This is a genomic window from Aestuariivita sp., assembly GCF_049276915.1.
Taxonomy (GTDB): domain Bacteria; phylum Pseudomonadota; class Alphaproteobacteria; order Rhodobacterales; family Rhodobacteraceae; genus Aestuariivita.
This window is the reverse complement of record NZ_JBASXK010000170.1, coordinates 14,641-32,252: the sequence shown is the minus strand read 5'-3', so window position 1 is coordinate 32,252 and position 17,612 is coordinate 14,641. Positions and strand designations below refer to the sequence as shown.

Below are 17,612 nucleotides of genomic sequence, written 5' to 3'. Positions count from 1 at the left end.
CCGCGACCAGATGTCAGAGGCCTCGCTCACCCCAGCACGCTGGCAACAACGCGCGAGACGCGGGCACCGGATCCGGCCTCATCCAGAGGATCGCGGCGCAGCCGGTGCGACAGGGCAAGGGGGGCTACATCGCGCAGATGTCTGCGGGTGACACGGCCATGCCCACGATAGGCCGCAAGCGCGCGCGCGGTCCGCAGCAGCGTCAGTTCACCGCGCAGCCCGTCCGACCCCAGCGCAATGCACAGCTCGGCGCAGTCGCGCAGGATCTTGTCCGAGGCTTTGACATCTTTGACCAGAGCGCGTGCGGCAAGGATACGTTCGCGGATTCGCTCTTCTTCGCCCTGCCATTTCATCATGAATGTCATGCGATCGGCATCGAATGAATCCCGGCGCCGGATGACTTCGACCCGATCATTGATATCCGTGGGCGAGGCCACTTCGACAGAGAGGCCAAAGCGATCCAGAAGCTGCGGGCGCAGCTCGCCTTCCTCGGGGTTGCCCGAGCCGACCAGGACGAATTTCGCCGGATGGCGGATCGACAGCCCTTCGCGTTCGACAACGTTTTCCCCTGATTGCGCCACGTCCAGCAGAAGGTCGACGATGTGATCCTCCAGCAGATTGACCTCATCAATGTAAAGATAACCGCGATTGGCCCGCGCCAGCAGACCCGGCTCGAACGCCTTTTCGCCCCGTGTCAGGGCGCGTTCGATATCCAGCGCGCCAACCACCCGATCTTCGGTGGCTCCCAGCGGCAGGTCGACCACGGGCGTGGGCTTTTCGACGATGTCGGTCCTGAGAACCTCGGCCCAGTCCGGGCAGTCTTCGACGCGGGCCGAATTCACCGGACAGCCGTCGACCTGCTGTATCGGCGGCAACAGAGCGGCCAGCGCGCGCACCGCCGTTGACTTGCCGGTTCCGCGGTCGCCGAAGACCAGAACGCCGCCGATGCCCGGGTCGATGGCCGTCAGGATCATCGCCTGTTTCATGGCGTTCTGGCCCACGATGGCCGAGAAGGGGAAAGGATGTGTCATGTCTTTGCTTCCAGTTTCTTCAGGGGGCTGGCTCCGCCCCAACTTCCCATGTCGCCGGTCACGGTGAACCGGGCATACAGCTCTTCGCGAAACCAATGACCCTCGCGCACCGCGTCAATGGCGCATTGATGCGGCCCGCCCTTGGCGCGCGCAAACAGAGCCATGGATTTCGCATCCGGCCAGATCGAGAACGTGACCTGATGCAGCAGCGGCACCTCTCCGATGCCGATCTTGAAGATCACATTGGGGTCGGCTCCGATGACGTCCGATATGCTTGGCACCTGTTTCCAGAACTTCGCCGCAACCGACGGTTTGACTGTGGCGCGCGTAAGTGCCGCAAGTGGGCCCGGTTTCTGCTCGGTCGTGGCCTCGAAAGGTGTGGTGCCAGACCAGTGTCCGCGCACCGAACTGGGTGCCAGGAACACGGTCCAGTCCTCGTCTGATTTGGCGCGATACGCGTTCCAGATGCCCGAGCCTGCCACTTGCCGTTTTGCAGTCTCCTCATCACGCCATGTGGCCAGAATCGCATAAACAGCCGTGTTCGGGACAGGTGTAAAGCCTTCGCCGGTGCCTGACCCGCACAGCTTCCAGAACTCCAGACCCTCGACCTTGGGCAGGGCGAATCGGGCAGCCCCCATCATTCCCAGCGCCCAAAGACGCGCAATGGGGGTGCGAAAACGAAAAAAGCTGAGTGAAACGGCTTGCATGGCTAGAACTTGACGGCTTCCACAGTGTGTCAATCAAAGTTTACACATTTTCTCTTGCAAGGAAAGCGGGAATAGCCCCATTGTAAATCATAGTAGACATATTGTTTGGACGATGCATGACACGCGTTGACACGATCAGACCAGGCACCCCGGTGGTGTCTTCTCTGAAGAGACGGGATGACACACCGCATGCGCTGGTGATCGGTGCCGGTCTTGGCGGGCTGGCGGGCGCGATGCGTTTGGGTGCCAAAGGCTATCGCGTGACCGTGATCGACAAGCTGGATGCGCCCGGCGGGCGTGGCTCTTCGATCACGCAGGACGGCCATCGTTTTGATCTTGGTCCGACGATCGTCACCGTGCCGCAGGTCTTCAAAGAGCTCTGGGCCGCCTGTGGGCGCAATTTCGACGCGGATGTCGATCTGCGCCCGATGGATCCCTTTTACGAGATTCGCTGGCCGGATGGCTCGACCTTTACTGCCACCGGCGACACCGACCGGATGCGCGCAGAAGTTGGCCGGCTCAGCCCCGGAGATGTCGCGGGCTATGACAAGTTCCTGAAAGACGCCGAGACACGCTATTGGTTCGGCTTCGAGGATCTGGGCCGCCGCTCCATGCATGAACTGTGGGAGCTGATCAAGGTTCTGCCCACCTTCGCCCGGCTGCGCGCGGACCGCTCGGTCTATGCCCATGCGGCGCGACGCGTCAAAGACGAGCGGCTGCGCATGGCGCTGAGTTTCCACCCGCTGTTCATCGGGGGCGATCCGTTCCGCGTGACGTCGATGTACGCTTTGGTCAGTCATCTCGAAAAGGAATTCGGGGTGCATTACGCCATGGGCGGCGTTGCCGCGATGGCGCAGGCAATGGCCAATGTGATCGAGGATCAGGGTGGCACCGTGCGTCTTGAGACCGAAGTCGACGAGATCATCACGAAGAACAACCGCGCCACCGGCGTGCGATTGCTGTCGGGCGAAGAGATCGCCGCGGATATCGTCGTGTCGAATGCCGATGCGGGCCACACCTATGACCGCCTGCTGCGCAAGCGCACCAAATGGCGCTGGACCCTCGACACTCTCAAGCGCAAGCGCTGGTCCATGGGGCTGTTCGTCTGGTATTTCGGCACCAGGGGCACGCGCGACATGTGGTCCGACGTGGGTCACCACACCATCCTGAACGGCCCGCGCTACAAGGGCCTGATCAATGACATTTTCATCCACGGCAAGCTGTCGGATGACATGAGCCTCTATGTGCACCGCCCCAGCGTGACCGACCCGTCTGTCGCCCCCGAGGGGGATGACACGTTCTATGCGCTCAGCCCGGTGCCCCATATCGGCCATGACGATCCCGTGGATTGGACTGAATGCGCAGAAAGCTACCGCGCCAACGTCCAGAAGGTGCTGGAAGAACAGATGCTCCCCGGTCTGGGCGATCACCTCTCAAGCTCGCTGGTGTTCACGCCGGAAACCTTCCGCGATCGCTATCTCAGCCCGCATGGGGCCGGGTTTTCGATCGAACCGCGCATTCTGCAAAGCGCATGGTTCCGCCCGCATAACGTGAGCGAAGAACTCAAGGGACTCTATCTGGTGGGTGCCGGCACGCATCCCGGTGCAGGCTTGCCCGGTGTCGTCTCCAGCGCCGAGGTGCTGGCGCAACTGGTCCCCGATCCAGCCAAAGCAAAGGTGAGCGCATGATTGATCCCAAGGATATGGACGCCTGTCGCGAGGCGATCCGTCATGGATCGCTGTCCTTTTATGCAGCGTCAAAACTGCTTCCGGCATCGGTGCGAGATCCGGCGATGGCGCTTTATGCCTTCTGTCGGTTGGCGGATGATGCGGTCGATCTGCAGGACGCAAAGGCGGATGCGGTTCTCAGCCTGCGCGAGCGGCTTGACCTGGTCTATGCGGGCCGTCCACGCGACGCGGCCGCGGACCGCGCCTTCACGGCGGTGGTCGAAGAATTTGAGATGCCGCGCGCGCTGCCCGATGCCCTGCTTGAAGGGCTGGCCTGGGATGCGGACTGGCGACGGTACCAGACCTTGTCCGAGCTCAATGCCTATAGCGCGCGGGTTGCCTCGGCCGTCGGCGTGATGATGGCGGTGCTGATGCGCGTGCGCGACCCGCAGGCGCTGTCGCGCGCCTGCGATCTGGGCGTGGCGATGCAACTCACCAACATTGCGCGCGACATCGGTGAAGACGCCCTGGAAGGGCGGCTCTACCTGCCGCTGGACTGGTTGGAAGAGGCCGGGCTGACCGCCGAGGAATTCCTCGCCAATCCCAAGCCCACCAAAGAGATTCGCGCCATGGCCAAACGCCTGGTGATGGAGGCCAACCGCCTCTACTATCGCTCGGAAAGCGGGATCGGTGCCTTGCCGCTCGCCTCGCGCCCGGGGATTTATGCGGCCCGGTTCATCTATGCCGGGATCGGAGGCAATCTCGCCGCGATGAACTATGACAGCTTCAGCGCCCGTGCACGCACGACGAAAGCCCAGAAAATCGGCTGGCTGGGTCAATCCCTGCTGCGCACCGCCATAAGCATGGTCATGCCCAGGTCGGCGGTGATCTATGCGGCCCCTTTGCCCGAAGTCGCGTTCCTTGTGGATGCGGCCGCCTCGAACCAGGTACGCTCCCCGGCGCGCTCGGATGCGCTGGTCGAAGTGCTCAATCTTCTGGAACAAAGGCGGCGTGCCGAGCGGAATAACTTGATCGGACGCAACGCCGGGTTAAGCTAGAAGATATGTTCTGGCTGATCTTCTGTATTTTCTTTGCGGCCTGCGTCGGTGCGGGGGCGACCGGTGGCTTGTTCAGCCCCGGACCATGGTATCGTGACCTGAAAAAACCCAGCTGGACTCCGCCTGACTGGGTGTTTCCGGTCACGTGGATGGTGCTCTATGTGTGCATGGCGCTTGCCGGTGCCCGTGTGGCCGTGATGCCGGACAATGGCGTCGCCATGGCTTTCTGGGCGATGCAGATCGCGTTCAATGGCCTCTGGACGCCGGTGTTTTTCGGACTGAAGAAAATCCGGCTGGCGATGGCGGTGATCGGTGTTCTCTGGCTCAGCGTGTTGTTGACGCTGATCGCGCTGTGGCAGGTCGATCTGATCGCGGGCCTGTTGTTCGTCCCCTATCTTGTCTGGGTAACGATTGCTTCGGCGCTCAATGCTGCGGTCTGGCGTCTCAACCCCGACGAGGCGCGCGCCCATTGATCGCGCGTCAGGACGATCGCGGCACCTGCGGTGCCATTCCTTTTTCAAAGGTGCCTCCGGCGGCCGTTTTTTCGCAAGAAGAAGCAGGCAAGGTCCACCCCGCAAACCGGAAGCTTCACGTTCCGGGCGCGGGGCTTCTCCTTGCACGGTCATCGGCTCGGCAGCCTGTACCGTGACCCAAGCCTGCACCCATCAGGGTTAAGCCAAGGTTAAGCCAAGGCGGCAACCCGCCTCTTCTTCTTGCTGAAAATACGGCTCGCAGCAGTTGTCACAGAGCGCCGCATCAACCGTCCCTGAATCTCCAGTTCCGGCGGCGCGGTACGCGCACGGCCAGCATGGGTTTGAGCAACGGGCTTCGGAAACGCCTCAGATCCAGCGCTTCATGCACGCCCACGGTTTCAACGCCGTCCAGTTGCGTCTTGACCGCCGAGCGGGAATAGAACGGCGCATCCAGCATGGCTTTGACCTGATGCGGCTGATAGCCGGCGTCCGCGCGGGTCTCGCGCGACAGTGCCCACAGGGTGCGTTTCATCCGCGCCTTTGGCGGCAACTTGATCACCGAGGCATTGCCCTCCCGGTCGAATGCAAAGCCCGCCGCCAGTTCCGAACCATCCAGTCGTTCGGCGTCGTAAAAACAGGTCGCACCTTCCGGCGTCGGAAAGCGTCCCCATGTCCAATAGCTGAAATCCTCCTCCAGCGCGCGGGCGCCGAAGTTGGCGTCGAAATACCCGTGCCCCGACCAGGTCCAGCCGGGTCTGTCGATCTCGACCTCGATCCTGGCCACGGGGGCGAAGGGGCGCCAGATATGGGCGCGTTGCGCATCCAGCGCCAGTTCCACGCCCGTCACCGCCGAGGGCATCACCCGAATCTGACCCCGGATGCGACTGATCAGGGGCGGTGAGGAGATCTCGTCGATGTCGATGATCAGCATGTCGTTTTCCCAGCGCATCTTCGATGGGCCGACTTCAAGTGCAGAGCTGCTCTGGCGCAGGGCGGGCGTGCCGCGATCGGTCATGGTAAAGCGACCGCCGGGCCCATAGGTGGCGACGTTGATGCAGACATGGTTCTGCGGGACCTTTCGCCCCGACCACCGGTACCAAGGTGAAAATACCGACCCGATGAAGCCGATGACCGACACCGCTCGTGTGCCGTCGTCGCTTATTCCGTCGACATACCACCAGGCATAACCATTCGGCCCAACGTCGACGTTGAAATCAGGTCGCTCAAGATCGCCCCGGCCGCGTGCCGGGCCGAAAGCGTCGCCATCGGAACTCCCGCTCCGGGATGTGCGCCGCCGCCCACCAGGTAGAGACCCGGAATGGTGCTGCGCGCCGTGGGTCTGTGAAACGCTGCCATCATGCCGTGCGGGCTTTGCCCGTAAAGAGCGCCCTGGGTCTGCGGAAACAGCCGGTCGAACATCGCCGGAGTCGTGATCGTTTCCAGATCCGGTGACGGTGTGAATGTCAGATCGAAAGACTGCATCCGCTGTATGATCGTCTCGTGCCATGATTGCAGGTCCTTGTCTGTGTGGTTCTGGGGGCGTGCCGGCGCATTCGTGATGATCTCGAATCGCTCGAGCGGTGGCGGGGCATGGCCCTGTCCGCGATCTTCGGCACAGATATAGAGGCTGGGGTTTTGCGGGATGCGCCCCGCTTTCAGGTCGTCGAACTCCGAGGCCGCGTCATCGGCAAAAAGCACATTGTGATGCGCAAGCTCACGCCCCCGGGGCGTTGCGGCAAAGCTGTAGACCCGGGCCGAATAGGAGCGCGGAGTCGTGAGGGTTTGCGGCGCAATGGTTGAGCAGTCCCGGCCAAGGGCACCGGCAGCCAGTGCGCGCGGGTCGCCGTTGAACACGATGGCATCGGCGGGCAGGCGCGCGCCGCCTTCCAGGATCACGGCCCGGGCGCGACCTTCTGCGATGTCGATGCGCTCCACATGACTGCCCAGGCGGATATCGACGCCCAGTGCTGCGGCCAGTTCTGACATGGCTCCGGCCAGCTTGTGCATCCCGCCTTTGACAACCCAGACTCCGGTGGCTTCGGCATGCCAGATCAGCCCCAGAACCGCCGGGGCCTGATAGGGCGATCCGCCCACATAGGTCGCATAGCGCCCGAACAGTTGCGCCAGTCTCGGGTCGCTGAACTGACGCCGGAGCATGCTGGCCAGTGTCGAAAGGGGTGCCATCGCCCCGATCACCGAGGGGTTTGACAGAACATGCCGTGTCAGCGCCCCCAGTTTCGGCTCGGCCGCGCGCATCATTGGGGCGTCGAAGGCCTCGAACAGGGCGCGGCTTCTGTCGCAGAAGGCCCGGAACTCGGCTTCGGATTTCGATCCGGCGAAGTCCCTGACGGCGGTGGCGCTCTGATCGGGGCTCGCAAAGAGATCCAACTGTGATCCATCGCTCCAGCCGTGCCGGGCCAGCAGGTCCTGCCGGATCAGCGAGACATGATCGTCCAGCCGCGCGCCCGCGCAGGCAAACAGATCGTCAAACATCTGGCGCATCGTCAGAACCGTTGGCCCCGCATCCACCGGTCCGGCGGCGCTGGGCAGGGTTCTGATCTTGCCGCCCGCGTGAGTGTGCCGCTCAAGCACCGTGACGCTCAGGCCCGCTGCGGCCAGGCGAATGGCGCTTGCCAGGCCGCCCACACCTGCACCGATCACGACAACGCGCGTGCGCGATACGGTGGGTTTGTCGAACCGGGTTGGAGAAAAGGTCACGTCTGGGTCCTCGGATTGCGTCTTATAGTTGACTCAGACAGGGCAAGTGTCCAGTATGATTTACACTTAGATGTCGTGAACACGTGACATTTGCGCCAAAAGGGACCACAGCATGCCTCTGACGACACGGATCGAAGCTGCGATAACGCAGGCCATTCTCTCAGGTCAGGGCAAGGTTGCCCCGCCAAGACTGGCCGAGGCGCTCGCCTATGCCACGGCACCGGGTGGTGCGCGGATCCGCCCCACGATCTGCATGTCCGTTGCCCTGGCCTGCGGCGATGATCGCCCGCGGCTGACGGATGCGGCGGCGACCGCGCTTGAGCTTATTCACTGCGCAAGCCTCGTGCATGACGATCTGCCCTGCTTTGACGATGCGGCAACCCGCCGGGGCAAGCCCTCGGTGCACCGCGCGTTTTCCGAACCATTGGCCGTGCTGACCGGTGACAGCCTGATCATCATGGCGTTCGAGGTGCTGGCGCGGGTGTCCGAGGACGATCCCCAGCGCACGGCGCAAATGCTTCTGACGCTGGCCAAGCGGTCGGGGATGCCCTTTGGTATCTGCGCCGGGCAGGGCTGGGAGAGCGAGGCCAAGATTGATCTCTCGGCCTATCATCAGGCCAAGACGGGGGCGTTGTTCATCGCGGCGACCCAGATGGGCGCGATTGCCGCCGGACAGGAGGCCGAACCCTGGTTCGAACTGGGTGCCCGGATCGGCGAGGCCTTCCAAGTCGCCGATGATCTGCGCGACGCGCTTTATGATGAGGAAACACTTGGCAAGCCCGCAGGTCAGGACGATCTGCACGGGCGGCCCAATGCGGTGACCGAACTGGGTGTGCAGGGCGCGGTCTCGCGTCTGAAGGATATTCTGGGCGGCGCGATCGCGTCGATCCCCTCCTGCCCGGGCGAGGCACAGCTGGCCCAGATGGTGCGCGCCTATGCCGAACGTCTGACCCCCGTGATGCCTGCGCGGCAAGCCATCTGATATGGCTGGCGAGGCGACAGAAGGCTGGCGCGGCGGATGGATGAACCGTCTTGTCGCGCGCCCTGGTTTTCAGCGCTGGGCCAGTGATTTTCCCCTGACCCGCGGACGCGCACGCCGGGATGGCGCCGCGCTGTTCGACGTGGTTCAGGGCTTTGTCAAAAGCCAGGTTCTGATGGCTCTGGTCGAGCTGGATGTGTTTCGCCGACTGCGTGCAGGCCCCCTCACGGCCCAGCAGATGGGCCATGCCGTTGATATTCCCGCGGACCGGATGCAGGTGCTTTTGCAGGCCGGTGCGGCCTTGGGCCTGCTCAGGCGCAAGCGCGGGGGGCGGTATGCGCTGGCCCGTCAGGGTGCGGCTCTGATGGGGGTGCCCGGGCTTGAGGCGATGATCCGCCACCACCGTGCGTTCTATCGTGATCTTGAAGATCCGGTGGCCTTGCTGCGCGGTCCCGAAGCGACTGAACTGTCCGAGTTCTGGCCGTATGTGTTTGGCGCGTGGGGCGATGTCGCGCCGGATGTGGCGCGGACCTATTCTGATCTGATGGCGCAAAGCCAGCTGCTTGTTGCGCAGGACACGTTGCAAAGCGTCAGCCTGAAAGGCGTCAGGCATCTGCTTGATATCGGCGGCGGGACCGGCGCGTTTCTCGAGGCGGTGGGCACAGCCTATCCCAAGCTTGAAATGACGCTGTTCGATCTGCCCCAGGTCGTCCCGGATGCCAGCGAGCGCTTTGCCGCTGCAGGCATGGCGGACCGGGTGCGAATCGATGATGGATCGTTCCGAGAGGATTCGCTGCCCGAGGGGGCGGATGCGATCTCGTTGATCCGGGTTCTTTATGATCACGCTGATTCCACGGTTCAGGCGCTTCTGGCAAAGGTCTATGACGCGCTGCCTGCCGGTGGGCGTCTGCTGATTTCCGAGCCAATGGGCGGCGGCGCGGCCCCTGAACTTTCCGGTGATGTCTATTTCGCCTTCTACACGATGGCGATGCAGACCGGGCGCGCGCGCTCTGCCGAGGATATCGGTGCACTTTGCCGTGCTGCGGGCTTTGAGAACATCCAGAGTCCGACCCCGAAACGCGCCTATGTCACGCGCGTTTTGACGGCCGTGAAGCCGGGCTGACATTTCCACAGATAAAGTGTCTAAAGTAATTGACACTTTGAACTGTCAGGTTAAACTGACAGTGCGACAAAATGGATGGTCCGAGTCTTTGACCCGCACCGTTCCGAGACCGGCACGATGTACAGGAGGCCGACATGCATACCGACGCGGTGCTCTTGCGGGGGCCAAAGGATCTTGGATTAGAGCGCATCAAGCTGAACGATCCGGGCGAAAACGACCTGATCATCGACATTTCACACTCCGGGATATCGACCGGGACTGAAAAACTGTTCTGGTCCGGGCAGATGCCACCCTTCCCCGGCATGGGCTATCCGCTTGTTCCGGGCTATGAGGCTGCGGGCGAAGTGGTCGAAGCCGGCGCGCTGACCGGCTTCAAGCCGGGCGACCGGGTCTTTGTGCCCGGCGCGAATTGCTATGACGGTGCGTTTGGCCTGTTTGGCGGCGCAGCTGGGCGGGTCGTCAGTGACGCCGCCCGCGTGACTCGAATCGACAAGGCTCTTGGGGCCGAAGGCGCGCTTCTTGCGCTGGCCGCCACCGCGCGCCACGCCATGGCGGGTATGGACAAGGCCGTGCCCGACCTGATCGTCGGTCACGGTGTTCTGGGTCGCCTGCTGGCACGTCTGACGATTGCTGCCGGAGCGCCTGCGCCAACTGTCTGGGAGATCAACAAGGATCGCCAGGGCGGTGCCGAGGGCTATGAAGTTCTTTCGCCCGAGGATGATCCGCGTCGCGATTACCGCGCGATCTATGACGCGTCTGGAAATGGCGCGCTGCTGAATGATCTGGTGGGACGTATCGTGAAGGGCGGCGAGATCGTTCTGGCCGGCTTTTACACCGAAGCGCTGAGTTTCTCTTTCCCGCCCGCCTTCATGAAAGAGGCACGCTTCCGCGTTGCCGCCGAATGGCAGCGTGACGACCTCACCGCAACGCGCGCTCTCGTTGAAAGCGGCGCGCTCAGCCTGAATGGACTGATTACACATCAGGCGTCCTCGCCAGACGCTCCTGATGCCTATCGCACGGCCTTCGAAGATCCGGCCTGCCTGAAGATGATACTCAATTGGGAGCCCTCGGCATGAAAGACGAAGTACCGAACCTGAAGGACTTTGATCAGCGCTTGCGCGACGAAGCCGCAGAGGAGCCCACATTGGAGGTTCCCCGCGGGGAACCGACGAAGAAAACCCAGATCATCGCGATCTATGGGAAAGGCGGGATCGGCAAGTCGTTCACGCTGGCCAACCTCAGCCACATGATGGCCGAGCAGGGCAAGCGCGTGCTGCTGATCGGCTGCGATCCCAAATCCGACACCACCAGCCTTTTGTTTGGTGGCAAGGCCTGCCCGACCATCATCGAAACCTCGACCAGGAAGAAGCTGGCCGGTGAAGAGGTCAAGATCGGTGATGTCTGCTTCAAGCGCGGCGGCGTGTTCGCCATGGAGCTTGGCGGACCCGAAGTGGGTCGCGGTTGTGGCGGTCGCGGAATCATCCACGGCTTTGAGCTGCTGGAAAAGCTGGGCTTTCATGACTGGGATTTCGACTATGTCCTGCTCGACTTCCTGGGCGATGTGGTCTGCGGCGGTTTCGGCCTGCCGATTGCCCGTGACATGGCGCAGAAGGTCATTCTGGTTGCCTCGAACGACCTGCAGTCTCTCTATGTTGCCAACAACGTCTGTTCGGCCGTGGAGTATTTCCGAAAGCTGGGTGGCAACGTCGGCGTAGCCGGTCTGGTCATCAACAAGGATGATGGCTCGGGCGAGGCGCAGGCCTTTGCCGAAGCGGTCGAAATTCCGATCCTCGCGTCGATCCCGCAGAACGATGATCTGCGCAAGAAGTCCGCGAACTACCAGATCGTCGGCACCGCTGAAAGCGAATGGGGCGCGCTGTTTGCCGCCCTTGGCGACAACGTGGCCGAAGCGCCGCCGATGCGCCCGACCGCCCTGTCTCAGGACGAGTTGCTTGAGCTGTTTGACGGATCTGAAACCGGCGCCGGCGTGGAGCTGGTTCCGGCCACCGACACCGACATGCGCGGCAAGAATGCCAAGCCGATGAAATCCCTAGAAGTCGTTTACGACGAGGCATGATCTGATGACCGAGGAAATCAGATACGACACAGCTGCGGAGGCTGAAGTGATCGAAGGCGACGCGCGCGTTCACGCGCCCGACGCCGCTCCGGTCATCACCGATGGTCTGGGGTGTCATTCCGGTTCGGAAATGAAGAAAGCCGCGGAACTGTCCGGCAATTCCGGGATCCTCGAGCAATATGCCAGGGATTATCCCCAGGGCCCCCATGACAAACCGCAATCCATGTGCCCCGCCTTCGGGTCCATGCGCGTGGGCATGCGGATGCGCCGCGTGGCGACTGTTCTCAGCGGGTCGGCCTGTTGTGTCTATGGGCTGACATTCGTGACCCATTTCTATGGGGCGCGCCGCTCGGTTGGCTATGTTCCGTTCAATTCGGAAACGCTGGTCACCGGGAAACTTTTCGAAGACATCCGTGACAGTGTGCATGAGATGGCGGACCCGGATCGCTTTGATGCGATCGTGGTCACCAATCTTTGCGTGCCCACTGCAAGCGGTGTGCCGCTGCGCTTGCTGCCCAGCGAGATCAATGGTGTCCGGATCGTCGGTATCGACGTGCCCGGATTTGGAATTCCTACCCATGCCGAGGCCAAGGACGTTCTGGCCGGGGCCATGCTGAACTATGCCCGTGCCGAGATCGAGGCAGGGCCGGTGGCAGCCCCCGTGGGTGGGAAATCAGATAGACCCACGGTGACCCTGCTAGGCGAAATGTTCCCCGCCGATCCGATGATTATCGGGCAAATGCTGGCACCGATGGGTCTTGCGGCCGGACCGGTCGTACCCTGCCGGGAATGGCGCGAGCTTTATGCCGCGCTCGACTGTGGCGCGGTTGCGGCGATCCACCCCTTCTATACCGCTGCCGTGCGTGAATTTGAAGCTGCAGGGCGCCCTGTCCTTGGCTCAGCACCTGTTGGCTATGACGGCACTGCCGCCTGGCTTTCCGCGCTTGGCGATACGTTCGGTCTGGCCGCAGACAAAGTAGCCGCGTCCCAGAACGCGTTCCTGCCTGCCATCAAAGGCGCGCTGGCGGGAATGCCGATCAACGGCACGATCACGTTAAGCGGATATGAAGGCAGCGAACTGCTGGTTGCCCGCTTGTTGATCGAAAGCGGAGCCAACGTGCCCTATGTCGGCACGGCTTGCGCCAAGTCGCCCTGGTCGGCGGCGGATGCCGAATGGCTGGCGGCCAAAGGCGTCAAAGTGAAATTCCGCGCCTCTCTGGAAGATGACTGTGCAGCGATGGAAGCGATCAAACCCGATCTGGCCATCGGCACGACGCCGGTTGTCCAGAAGGCCAAGGAGCTGGGTATTCCGGGGCTGTACTTCACCAACCTGATCTCGGCGCGCCCGCTTATGGGTCCGGCCGGTGCAGGCTCGTTGGCGCAGGTGGTCAATGCCGCCATCGCCAACAAGGGACGCATGGACAAGATGAAGGCGTTCTTTGAGGGCGTCGGCGAAGGCGATACCGCAGGTGTCTGGGAAGGCGATCCCAATCTGCGTCCCGATTTCCGGGCGGCTCATCAGAAGAAACTCGACAAGCAGGCACGCGCTGCCAAAGCCCAGGAGATGATCTGATGCTGATCCAGGATCACGATCGGGCGGGCGGATACTGGGGCGCGGTATATGCGTTCTGTGCCGTCAAGGGCCTGCAAGTTGTCATCGACGGCCCCGTGGGCTGCGAAAATCTACCAGTCACCAGCGTGTTGCATTACACCGACGCGCTGCCTCCGCACGAACTTCCGATCGTAGTCACAGGGCTAGGAGAAGAAGAGCTGGGTCGGGATGGGACCGAGGGCGCTATGAAGCGAGCTTGGGGTGTGCTCGACCCAGCTTTACCATCTGTCGTGGTGACAGGCTCTATCGCCGAGATGATCGGCGGGGGCGTGACACCCATGGGAACCAATATTCAGCGGTTCCTGCCCCGGACGATTGATGAAGATCAGTGGGAAAGCGCGGATCGCGCGATGACCTGGATCTTTACCGAGTTCGGAATGACCAAGGGGCGCATGCCTCCCGAGAAGAAGCGCGAGGAGGGTGCAAAACCCCGCGTGAACATTCTGGGACCGATGTATGGCACGTTCAACATGCCGTCGGATCTTGCCGAGATCCGCCGCCTTGTCGAAGGCATCGGGGCCGAGATCAACATGGTCATGCCTTTGGGCGCCCATCTTGCCGAGATGCGCAACCTGGTGAACGCTGATGTCAACGTCTGCATGTATCGCGAGTTCGGCCGCGGCCTGTGCGAAGTTCTGGGCAAGCCCTATCTGCAAGCGCCCATCGGAATTGAATCGACCACCAAGTTCCTGCGCACGCTGGGCGAGATGACCGGGCTGGATCCCGAACCGTTCATCGAGCGCGAGAAACACTCCACGATCAAGCCGGTCTGGGATCTGTGGCGCTCGGTCACGCAGGATTTCTTTGCGACGGCATCTTTCGCGATTGTCGCCAACGAAACCTATACCCGGGGCATCCGGTTGTTCCTTGAAGAAGACATGGGCCTTCCTTGCGCCTTTGCGGTCGCCCGCGTGGCCGGCAAGAAGACCAACAACGACCAGGTGCGCGCGATGATGGGGCAGAAACGCCCTCTGATCGTGATGGGGTCGATCAACGAAAAGATGTACCTTGCCGAGCTGAAGGCCGGCTTCGGTCCCGCGCCTGCGTTCATTCCGGCCAGCTTTCCCGGCGCCGCCATCCGGCGCGCCACGGGGACACCGTTCATGGGCTATGCCGGGGCGACCTACCTGATCCAGGAGGTCTGCAACGGTCTTTTTGATGCGCTGTTCCACATCCTGCCCCTGGGCACGGATCTGGATGCGGCCGAGGCCACACCAACCAATCTGCGCCGCGACTTCCCATGGGATGACGATGCGCAAGCCATGCTGGACCGGATCGTTGCGCAACATCCGATCCTGACACGAATTTCCGCTGCCAAGACGCTGCGAGATGCGGCTGAGAAAGCTGCTCTCAACTCCGGGGCTGAGCGCGTGGTCATCGAGACCGTGCGCGCGCTGGACCCCGCCCTGGCAGAAGCGGACACGGTTAACACAGAGGGAGATCTGCTATGACAGATGCCACCACTCAAACCCCAACCCAAGCGCGCAGCCACAAGCCGCCGCGGACGGAGTTCATGGTCTATTTCGCCATCATCTTCGTCGCGACGTTGCCTTTGGCCTGTCTGACCTGGGCGCTGGCCGCAATCAAAAGCGGCAGTCTGACGGATAAGGGGCCAGTGGCCCGTGCCTGGAGCCAGGCGCGGATCATCACCCCGATGATCTTTTCCGCCTGACAGCGCAGAGCGAATTTCACGACAGACGATGCGTCGTGACAAAGGACTGACTGCCTGGAAACAGGTGGGCAGAGCCCGGAGGGGTTGCAAGGCTCCAAAGGACCCGGCCGCGGGGTGCGCGGCGTCAGCATAGTTTTTCGAAAGGAAAGTTCATGGCTGATAATTCCGACCTGTCCTTCACAGGTCTAACCGACGAGCAGGCGCAAGAATTGCACTCCGTCTACATGAGCGGGCTCTGGCTGTTTTCGGCCGTGGCCATCGTTGCTCATTTGGCGGTGTTCATCTGGCGTCCCTGGTTCTGAGGAAGGATTAAGAAATGGCAAAGTTCTATAAAGTCTGGCTCGTTTTCGATCCGCGCCGTGTGTTTGTTGCACAAGGCGTTTTCCTCTTTTTGCTGGCAGCGATGATTCACCTCGTCCTGCTGAGCACGGGACCAGATGGCTACAACTGGTTCGAAATCGCCGCTGCAAAGCGCGCGATGTAAGCCGGCCCGTTAGGGTAGGCAGACGGACCGGAAGGCGTCTTCAAAACAGCGCTGTGGGCGGGCAGGACTTGTCCGGGGTCGCCCACAGCAAAACAAACCAACTAAACAACGACGGCTTTCGGACTGCTACTGGTCGGGCCGCCAAACGCGGAGACACTGAAGATGGCGTTGCTCAGCTTCGAGAGAAAGTATCGCGTCCGCGGAGGGACGCTGATCGGCGGCGATCTGTTCGACTTCTGGGTGGGGCCTTTTTACGTGGGCTTCTTTGGAGTCACGACAGCCTTTTTTGCCCTGTTGGGCACTGTTCTGATTTTCTGGGGGGCCTCTCAACAGGGGACCTTCAATCCCTGGCTGATCAATATTGCACCTCCTGACCTGAGCTATGGTCTGGGAATGGCGCCGCTGCTGGAAGGCGGTCTGTGGCAGATCATCACGATCTGCGCGACGGGCGCATTCATCAGCTGGGCGCTGCGCGAGGTCGAGATCTGCCGGAAACTTGGCATGGGCTATCACGTGCCTGTCGGGTTCGCCTTCGCGATCCTGGCTTATGTGACGCTGGTCATCATTCGGCCCTGGCTGATGGGCGCCTGGGGGCACGGGTTCCCATACGGTATCTTCAGCCACCTCGATTGGGTCAGCAACACCGGCTATGCCTATCTGCACTTCCACTACAACCCGGCTCACATGCTGGCGGTGACACTGTTCTTCACCACCACATTGGCGCTGGCGTTGCATGGTGCGCTGATCCTGTCGGCTGCAAACCCTGAAAAGGGTGAAGAAATGAAAACCCCGGATCACGAAGACACGTTCTTCCGCGATCTCATCGGCTATTCGATCGGCACATTGGGTATTCACCGGCTTGGCTATCTGCTTGCGATCAACGCGGTGTTCTTCAGTGCCGTGTGTATCGTGATCTCTGGTCCCGTCTGGACGGCCGGCTGGCCCGAGTGGTGGAACTGGTGGCTTGACCTGCCGATCTGGGGCGAAAATCCAATGCCGGTCGGAGGAATGTAATCATGGCCATCCGCGAATATCAAAACATCTTCACGCAAGTGCAGGTCCAGGGTAACCCCGAATGGGGGATGGACGACAACGGCCAGATGGGTCGTGAACGGATCGGCCGCCCTTTCTTCAGCGTCCTGGCCGGTTGGTTCGGGAACGCCCAGATCGGCCCGTTCTATCTGGGCTCGCTCGGGATGATCTCGCTTGCGACCGGTCTGATCTGGTTCAACATCGTCGGCATGAACATGCTGGCGCAGGTTGGCTGGTCGATCCCTGAGTTCATCCGGCAGCTGTTCTGGCTGGCGCTCGAGCCTCCGGGACCGGAACACGGTCTGTCCATGCCTCCGCTGAATGATGGCGGCTGGTACATCATCGCCAGCTTCTTCCTGCTGGTCTCGGTGATGACCTGGTGGCTGAGAACCTACCAGCTGGCGGCGGACCACAAGATGGGCAAACACGTTGCCTGGGCGTTTGGCTCTGCGATCTTCCTCTTCCTGGTTCTGGGTCTCTTCCGCCCGATCCTGATGGGATCCTGGTCCGAGGCTGTGCCTTACGGCATCTTCCCGCACCTGGATTGGACGACCGCATTCTCGATCCGCTACGGCAACCTTTATTATAACCCCTTCCACTGTCTCTCGATCGTGTTCCTGTATGGCTCGGTGCTGCTGTTCTGTATGCATGGTGGCACCATCCTTGCCGTGACCCGCTTTGGCGGCGACCGGGAACTGGAACAGATCGTCGACCGTGGAACGGCCACGGAACGTGCGGCTCTGTTCTGGCGCTGGACCATGGGCTTCAACGCCACGATGGAAGGTATTCACCGCTGGGCCCTGTGGTTTGCGATGCTCACCCCCATAACGGGCGGCATCGGGATCCTTCTGACAGGCACTGTCGTCGACAACTGGTTTATCTGGGCGCAAGAGCACAACTTTGCTCCGATCTACGATGGCTCGTTTGGCTACGAAGACTACGGCTCATACGAAACCTTCATCGGGAAGGAGAACTGATC

The 17,612-nt window shown here is 61.8% G+C and carries 18 protein-coding genes; 14 read left to right on the top strand and 4 right to left on the bottom strand.

Going from position 1 to position 17,612, the window contains the following annotated elements; translation table 11 throughout:
• Positions 1-26: 26 nt before the first annotated feature.
• Positions 27-1,031, bottom strand: a complete 1,005-nt coding sequence (gene bchI / locus WAO69_RS18075) for a magnesium chelatase ATPase subunit I (protein ID WP_422181742.1) — start codon at positions 1,029-1,031, stop codon at positions 27-29.
• Entirely contained in the window at positions 1,028-1,738 is a 711-nt protein-coding gene (crtA, locus tag WAO69_RS18070) for a spheroidene monooxygenase (protein WP_422181740.1), read from the bottom strand. Before crtA ends, bchI begins: the two co-directional genes overlap by 4 nt.
• Positions 1,739-1,854: 116 nt before the next feature.
• Between crtA and WAO69_RS18065 the strand changes: the two genes are divergently transcribed.
• From WAO69_RS18065 to tspO, 3 genes are read left to right on the top strand one after another with little or no spacing between them, the layout of a single operon-like run.
• A complete protein-coding gene (locus WAO69_RS18065) occupies positions 1,855-3,426 on the top strand; it encodes a phytoene desaturase (protein ID WP_422181738.1) in 1,572 nt (523 codons plus the stop codon).
• Positions 3,423-4,463, top strand: coding sequence for a 15-cis-phytoene synthase (crtB, locus tag WAO69_RS18060; RefSeq protein WP_422181736.1), 1,041 nt, complete (start codon positions 3,423-3,425; stop codon positions 4,461-4,463). The genes WAO69_RS18065 and crtB overlap by 4 nt, the downstream gene beginning before the upstream one ends.
• A gap of 5 nt (positions 4,464-4,468) precedes the next feature.
• Complete coding sequence (tspO, locus tag WAO69_RS18055) at positions 4,469-4,936, top strand: tryptophan-rich sensory protein TspO (protein WP_422181734.1); 468 nt, start codon at positions 4,469-4,471, stop codon at positions 4,934-4,936.
• Positions 4,937-5,219: 283 nt separating this feature from the next.
• On the opposite strand, the gene crtC is transcribed toward tspO, so the two are convergent.
• Both crtC and crtD read right to left on the bottom strand, forming a co-directional pair.
• Positions 5,220-6,098 carry a carotenoid 1,2-hydratase gene (gene crtC, locus WAO69_RS18050; RefSeq protein WP_422181840.1) on the bottom strand — a complete coding sequence of 293 codons (879 nt, stop codon included), beginning with the start codon at positions 6,096-6,098 and terminating at the stop codon, positions 5,220-5,222.
• Positions 6,095-7,654, bottom strand: a complete 1,560-nt coding sequence (crtD, locus tag WAO69_RS18045) for a 1-hydroxycarotenoid 3,4-desaturase CrtD (RefSeq protein WP_422181732.1) — start codon at positions 7,652-7,654, stop codon at positions 6,095-6,097. Before crtD ends, crtC begins: the two co-directional genes overlap by 4 nt.
• Positions 7,655-7,766: 112 nt before the next feature.
• On the opposite strand from crtD, the gene WAO69_RS18040 reads away from it, so the two are divergent.
• The 11 genes from WAO69_RS18040 (at position 7,767) to pufM (ending at position 17,610) form a co-directional block, all read left to right on the top strand.
• On the top strand, positions 7,767-8,636 hold the full coding sequence (locus WAO69_RS18040) for a polyprenyl synthetase family protein (RefSeq protein WP_422181730.1): 870 nt from the start codon (positions 7,767-7,769) through the stop codon (positions 8,634-8,636).
• Position 8,637: 1 nt separating this feature from the next.
• Complete coding sequence (locus tag WAO69_RS18035) at positions 8,638-9,756, top strand: methyltransferase (RefSeq protein WP_422181728.1); 1,119 nt, start codon at positions 8,638-8,640, stop codon at positions 9,754-9,756.
• A 134-nt stretch (positions 9,757-9,890) separates the two neighbouring features.
• Positions 9,891-10,832 carry a chlorophyll synthesis pathway protein BchC gene (bchC, locus tag WAO69_RS18030; protein WP_422181726.1) on the top strand — a complete coding sequence of 314 codons (942 nt, stop codon included), beginning with the start codon at positions 9,891-9,893 and terminating at the stop codon, positions 10,830-10,832.
• Positions 10,829-11,833, top strand: coding sequence for a chlorophyllide a reductase iron protein subunit X (locus tag WAO69_RS18025; RefSeq protein ID WP_422181724.1), 1,005 nt, complete (start codon positions 10,829-10,831; stop codon positions 11,831-11,833). Before bchC ends, WAO69_RS18025 begins: the two co-directional genes overlap by 4 nt.
• 4 nt (positions 11,834-11,837) lie before the next feature.
• Positions 11,838-13,406, top strand: a complete 1,569-nt coding sequence (gene bchY / locus WAO69_RS18020; RefSeq protein WP_422181722.1) for a chlorophyllide a reductase subunit Y — start codon at positions 11,838-11,840, stop codon at positions 13,404-13,406.
• Complete coding sequence (bchZ, locus tag WAO69_RS18015) at positions 13,406-14,896, top strand: chlorophyllide a reductase subunit Z (RefSeq protein WP_422181720.1); 1,491 nt, start codon at positions 13,406-13,408, stop codon at positions 14,894-14,896. The genes bchY and bchZ overlap by 1 nt, the downstream gene beginning before the upstream one ends.
• A complete protein-coding gene (gene pufQ, locus WAO69_RS18010) occupies positions 14,893-15,117 on the top strand; it encodes a cytochrome PufQ (RefSeq protein WP_422181718.1) in 225 nt (74 codons plus the stop codon). Before bchZ ends, pufQ begins: the two co-directional genes overlap by 4 nt.
• 152 nt (positions 15,118-15,269) lie before the next feature.
• Positions 15,270-15,419: a light-harvesting antenna LH1, beta subunit gene (pufB, locus tag WAO69_RS18005; protein ID WP_290558749.1), complete on the top strand. Its 150-nt coding sequence runs from the start codon at positions 15,270-15,272 to the stop codon at positions 15,417-15,419.
• A 14-nt stretch (positions 15,420-15,433) separates the two neighbouring features.
• Positions 15,434-15,601, top strand: a complete 168-nt coding sequence (gene pufA, locus WAO69_RS18000; RefSeq protein ID WP_422181716.1) for a light-harvesting antenna LH1, alpha subunit — start codon at positions 15,434-15,436, stop codon at positions 15,599-15,601.
• A 162-nt stretch (positions 15,602-15,763) separates the two neighbouring features.
• Positions 15,764-16,615, top strand: coding sequence for a photosynthetic reaction center subunit L (gene pufL / locus WAO69_RS17995; RefSeq protein WP_422181714.1), 852 nt, complete (start codon positions 15,764-15,766; stop codon positions 16,613-16,615).
• Positions 16,616-16,617: 2 nt separating this feature from the next.
• Positions 16,618-17,610 (top strand): photosynthetic reaction center subunit M, encoded by a 993-nt coding sequence (gene pufM / locus WAO69_RS17990; protein ID WP_422181712.1) that lies wholly within the window; start codon positions 16,618-16,620, stop codon positions 17,608-17,610.
• Positions 17,611-17,612: the final 2 nt, after the last annotated feature.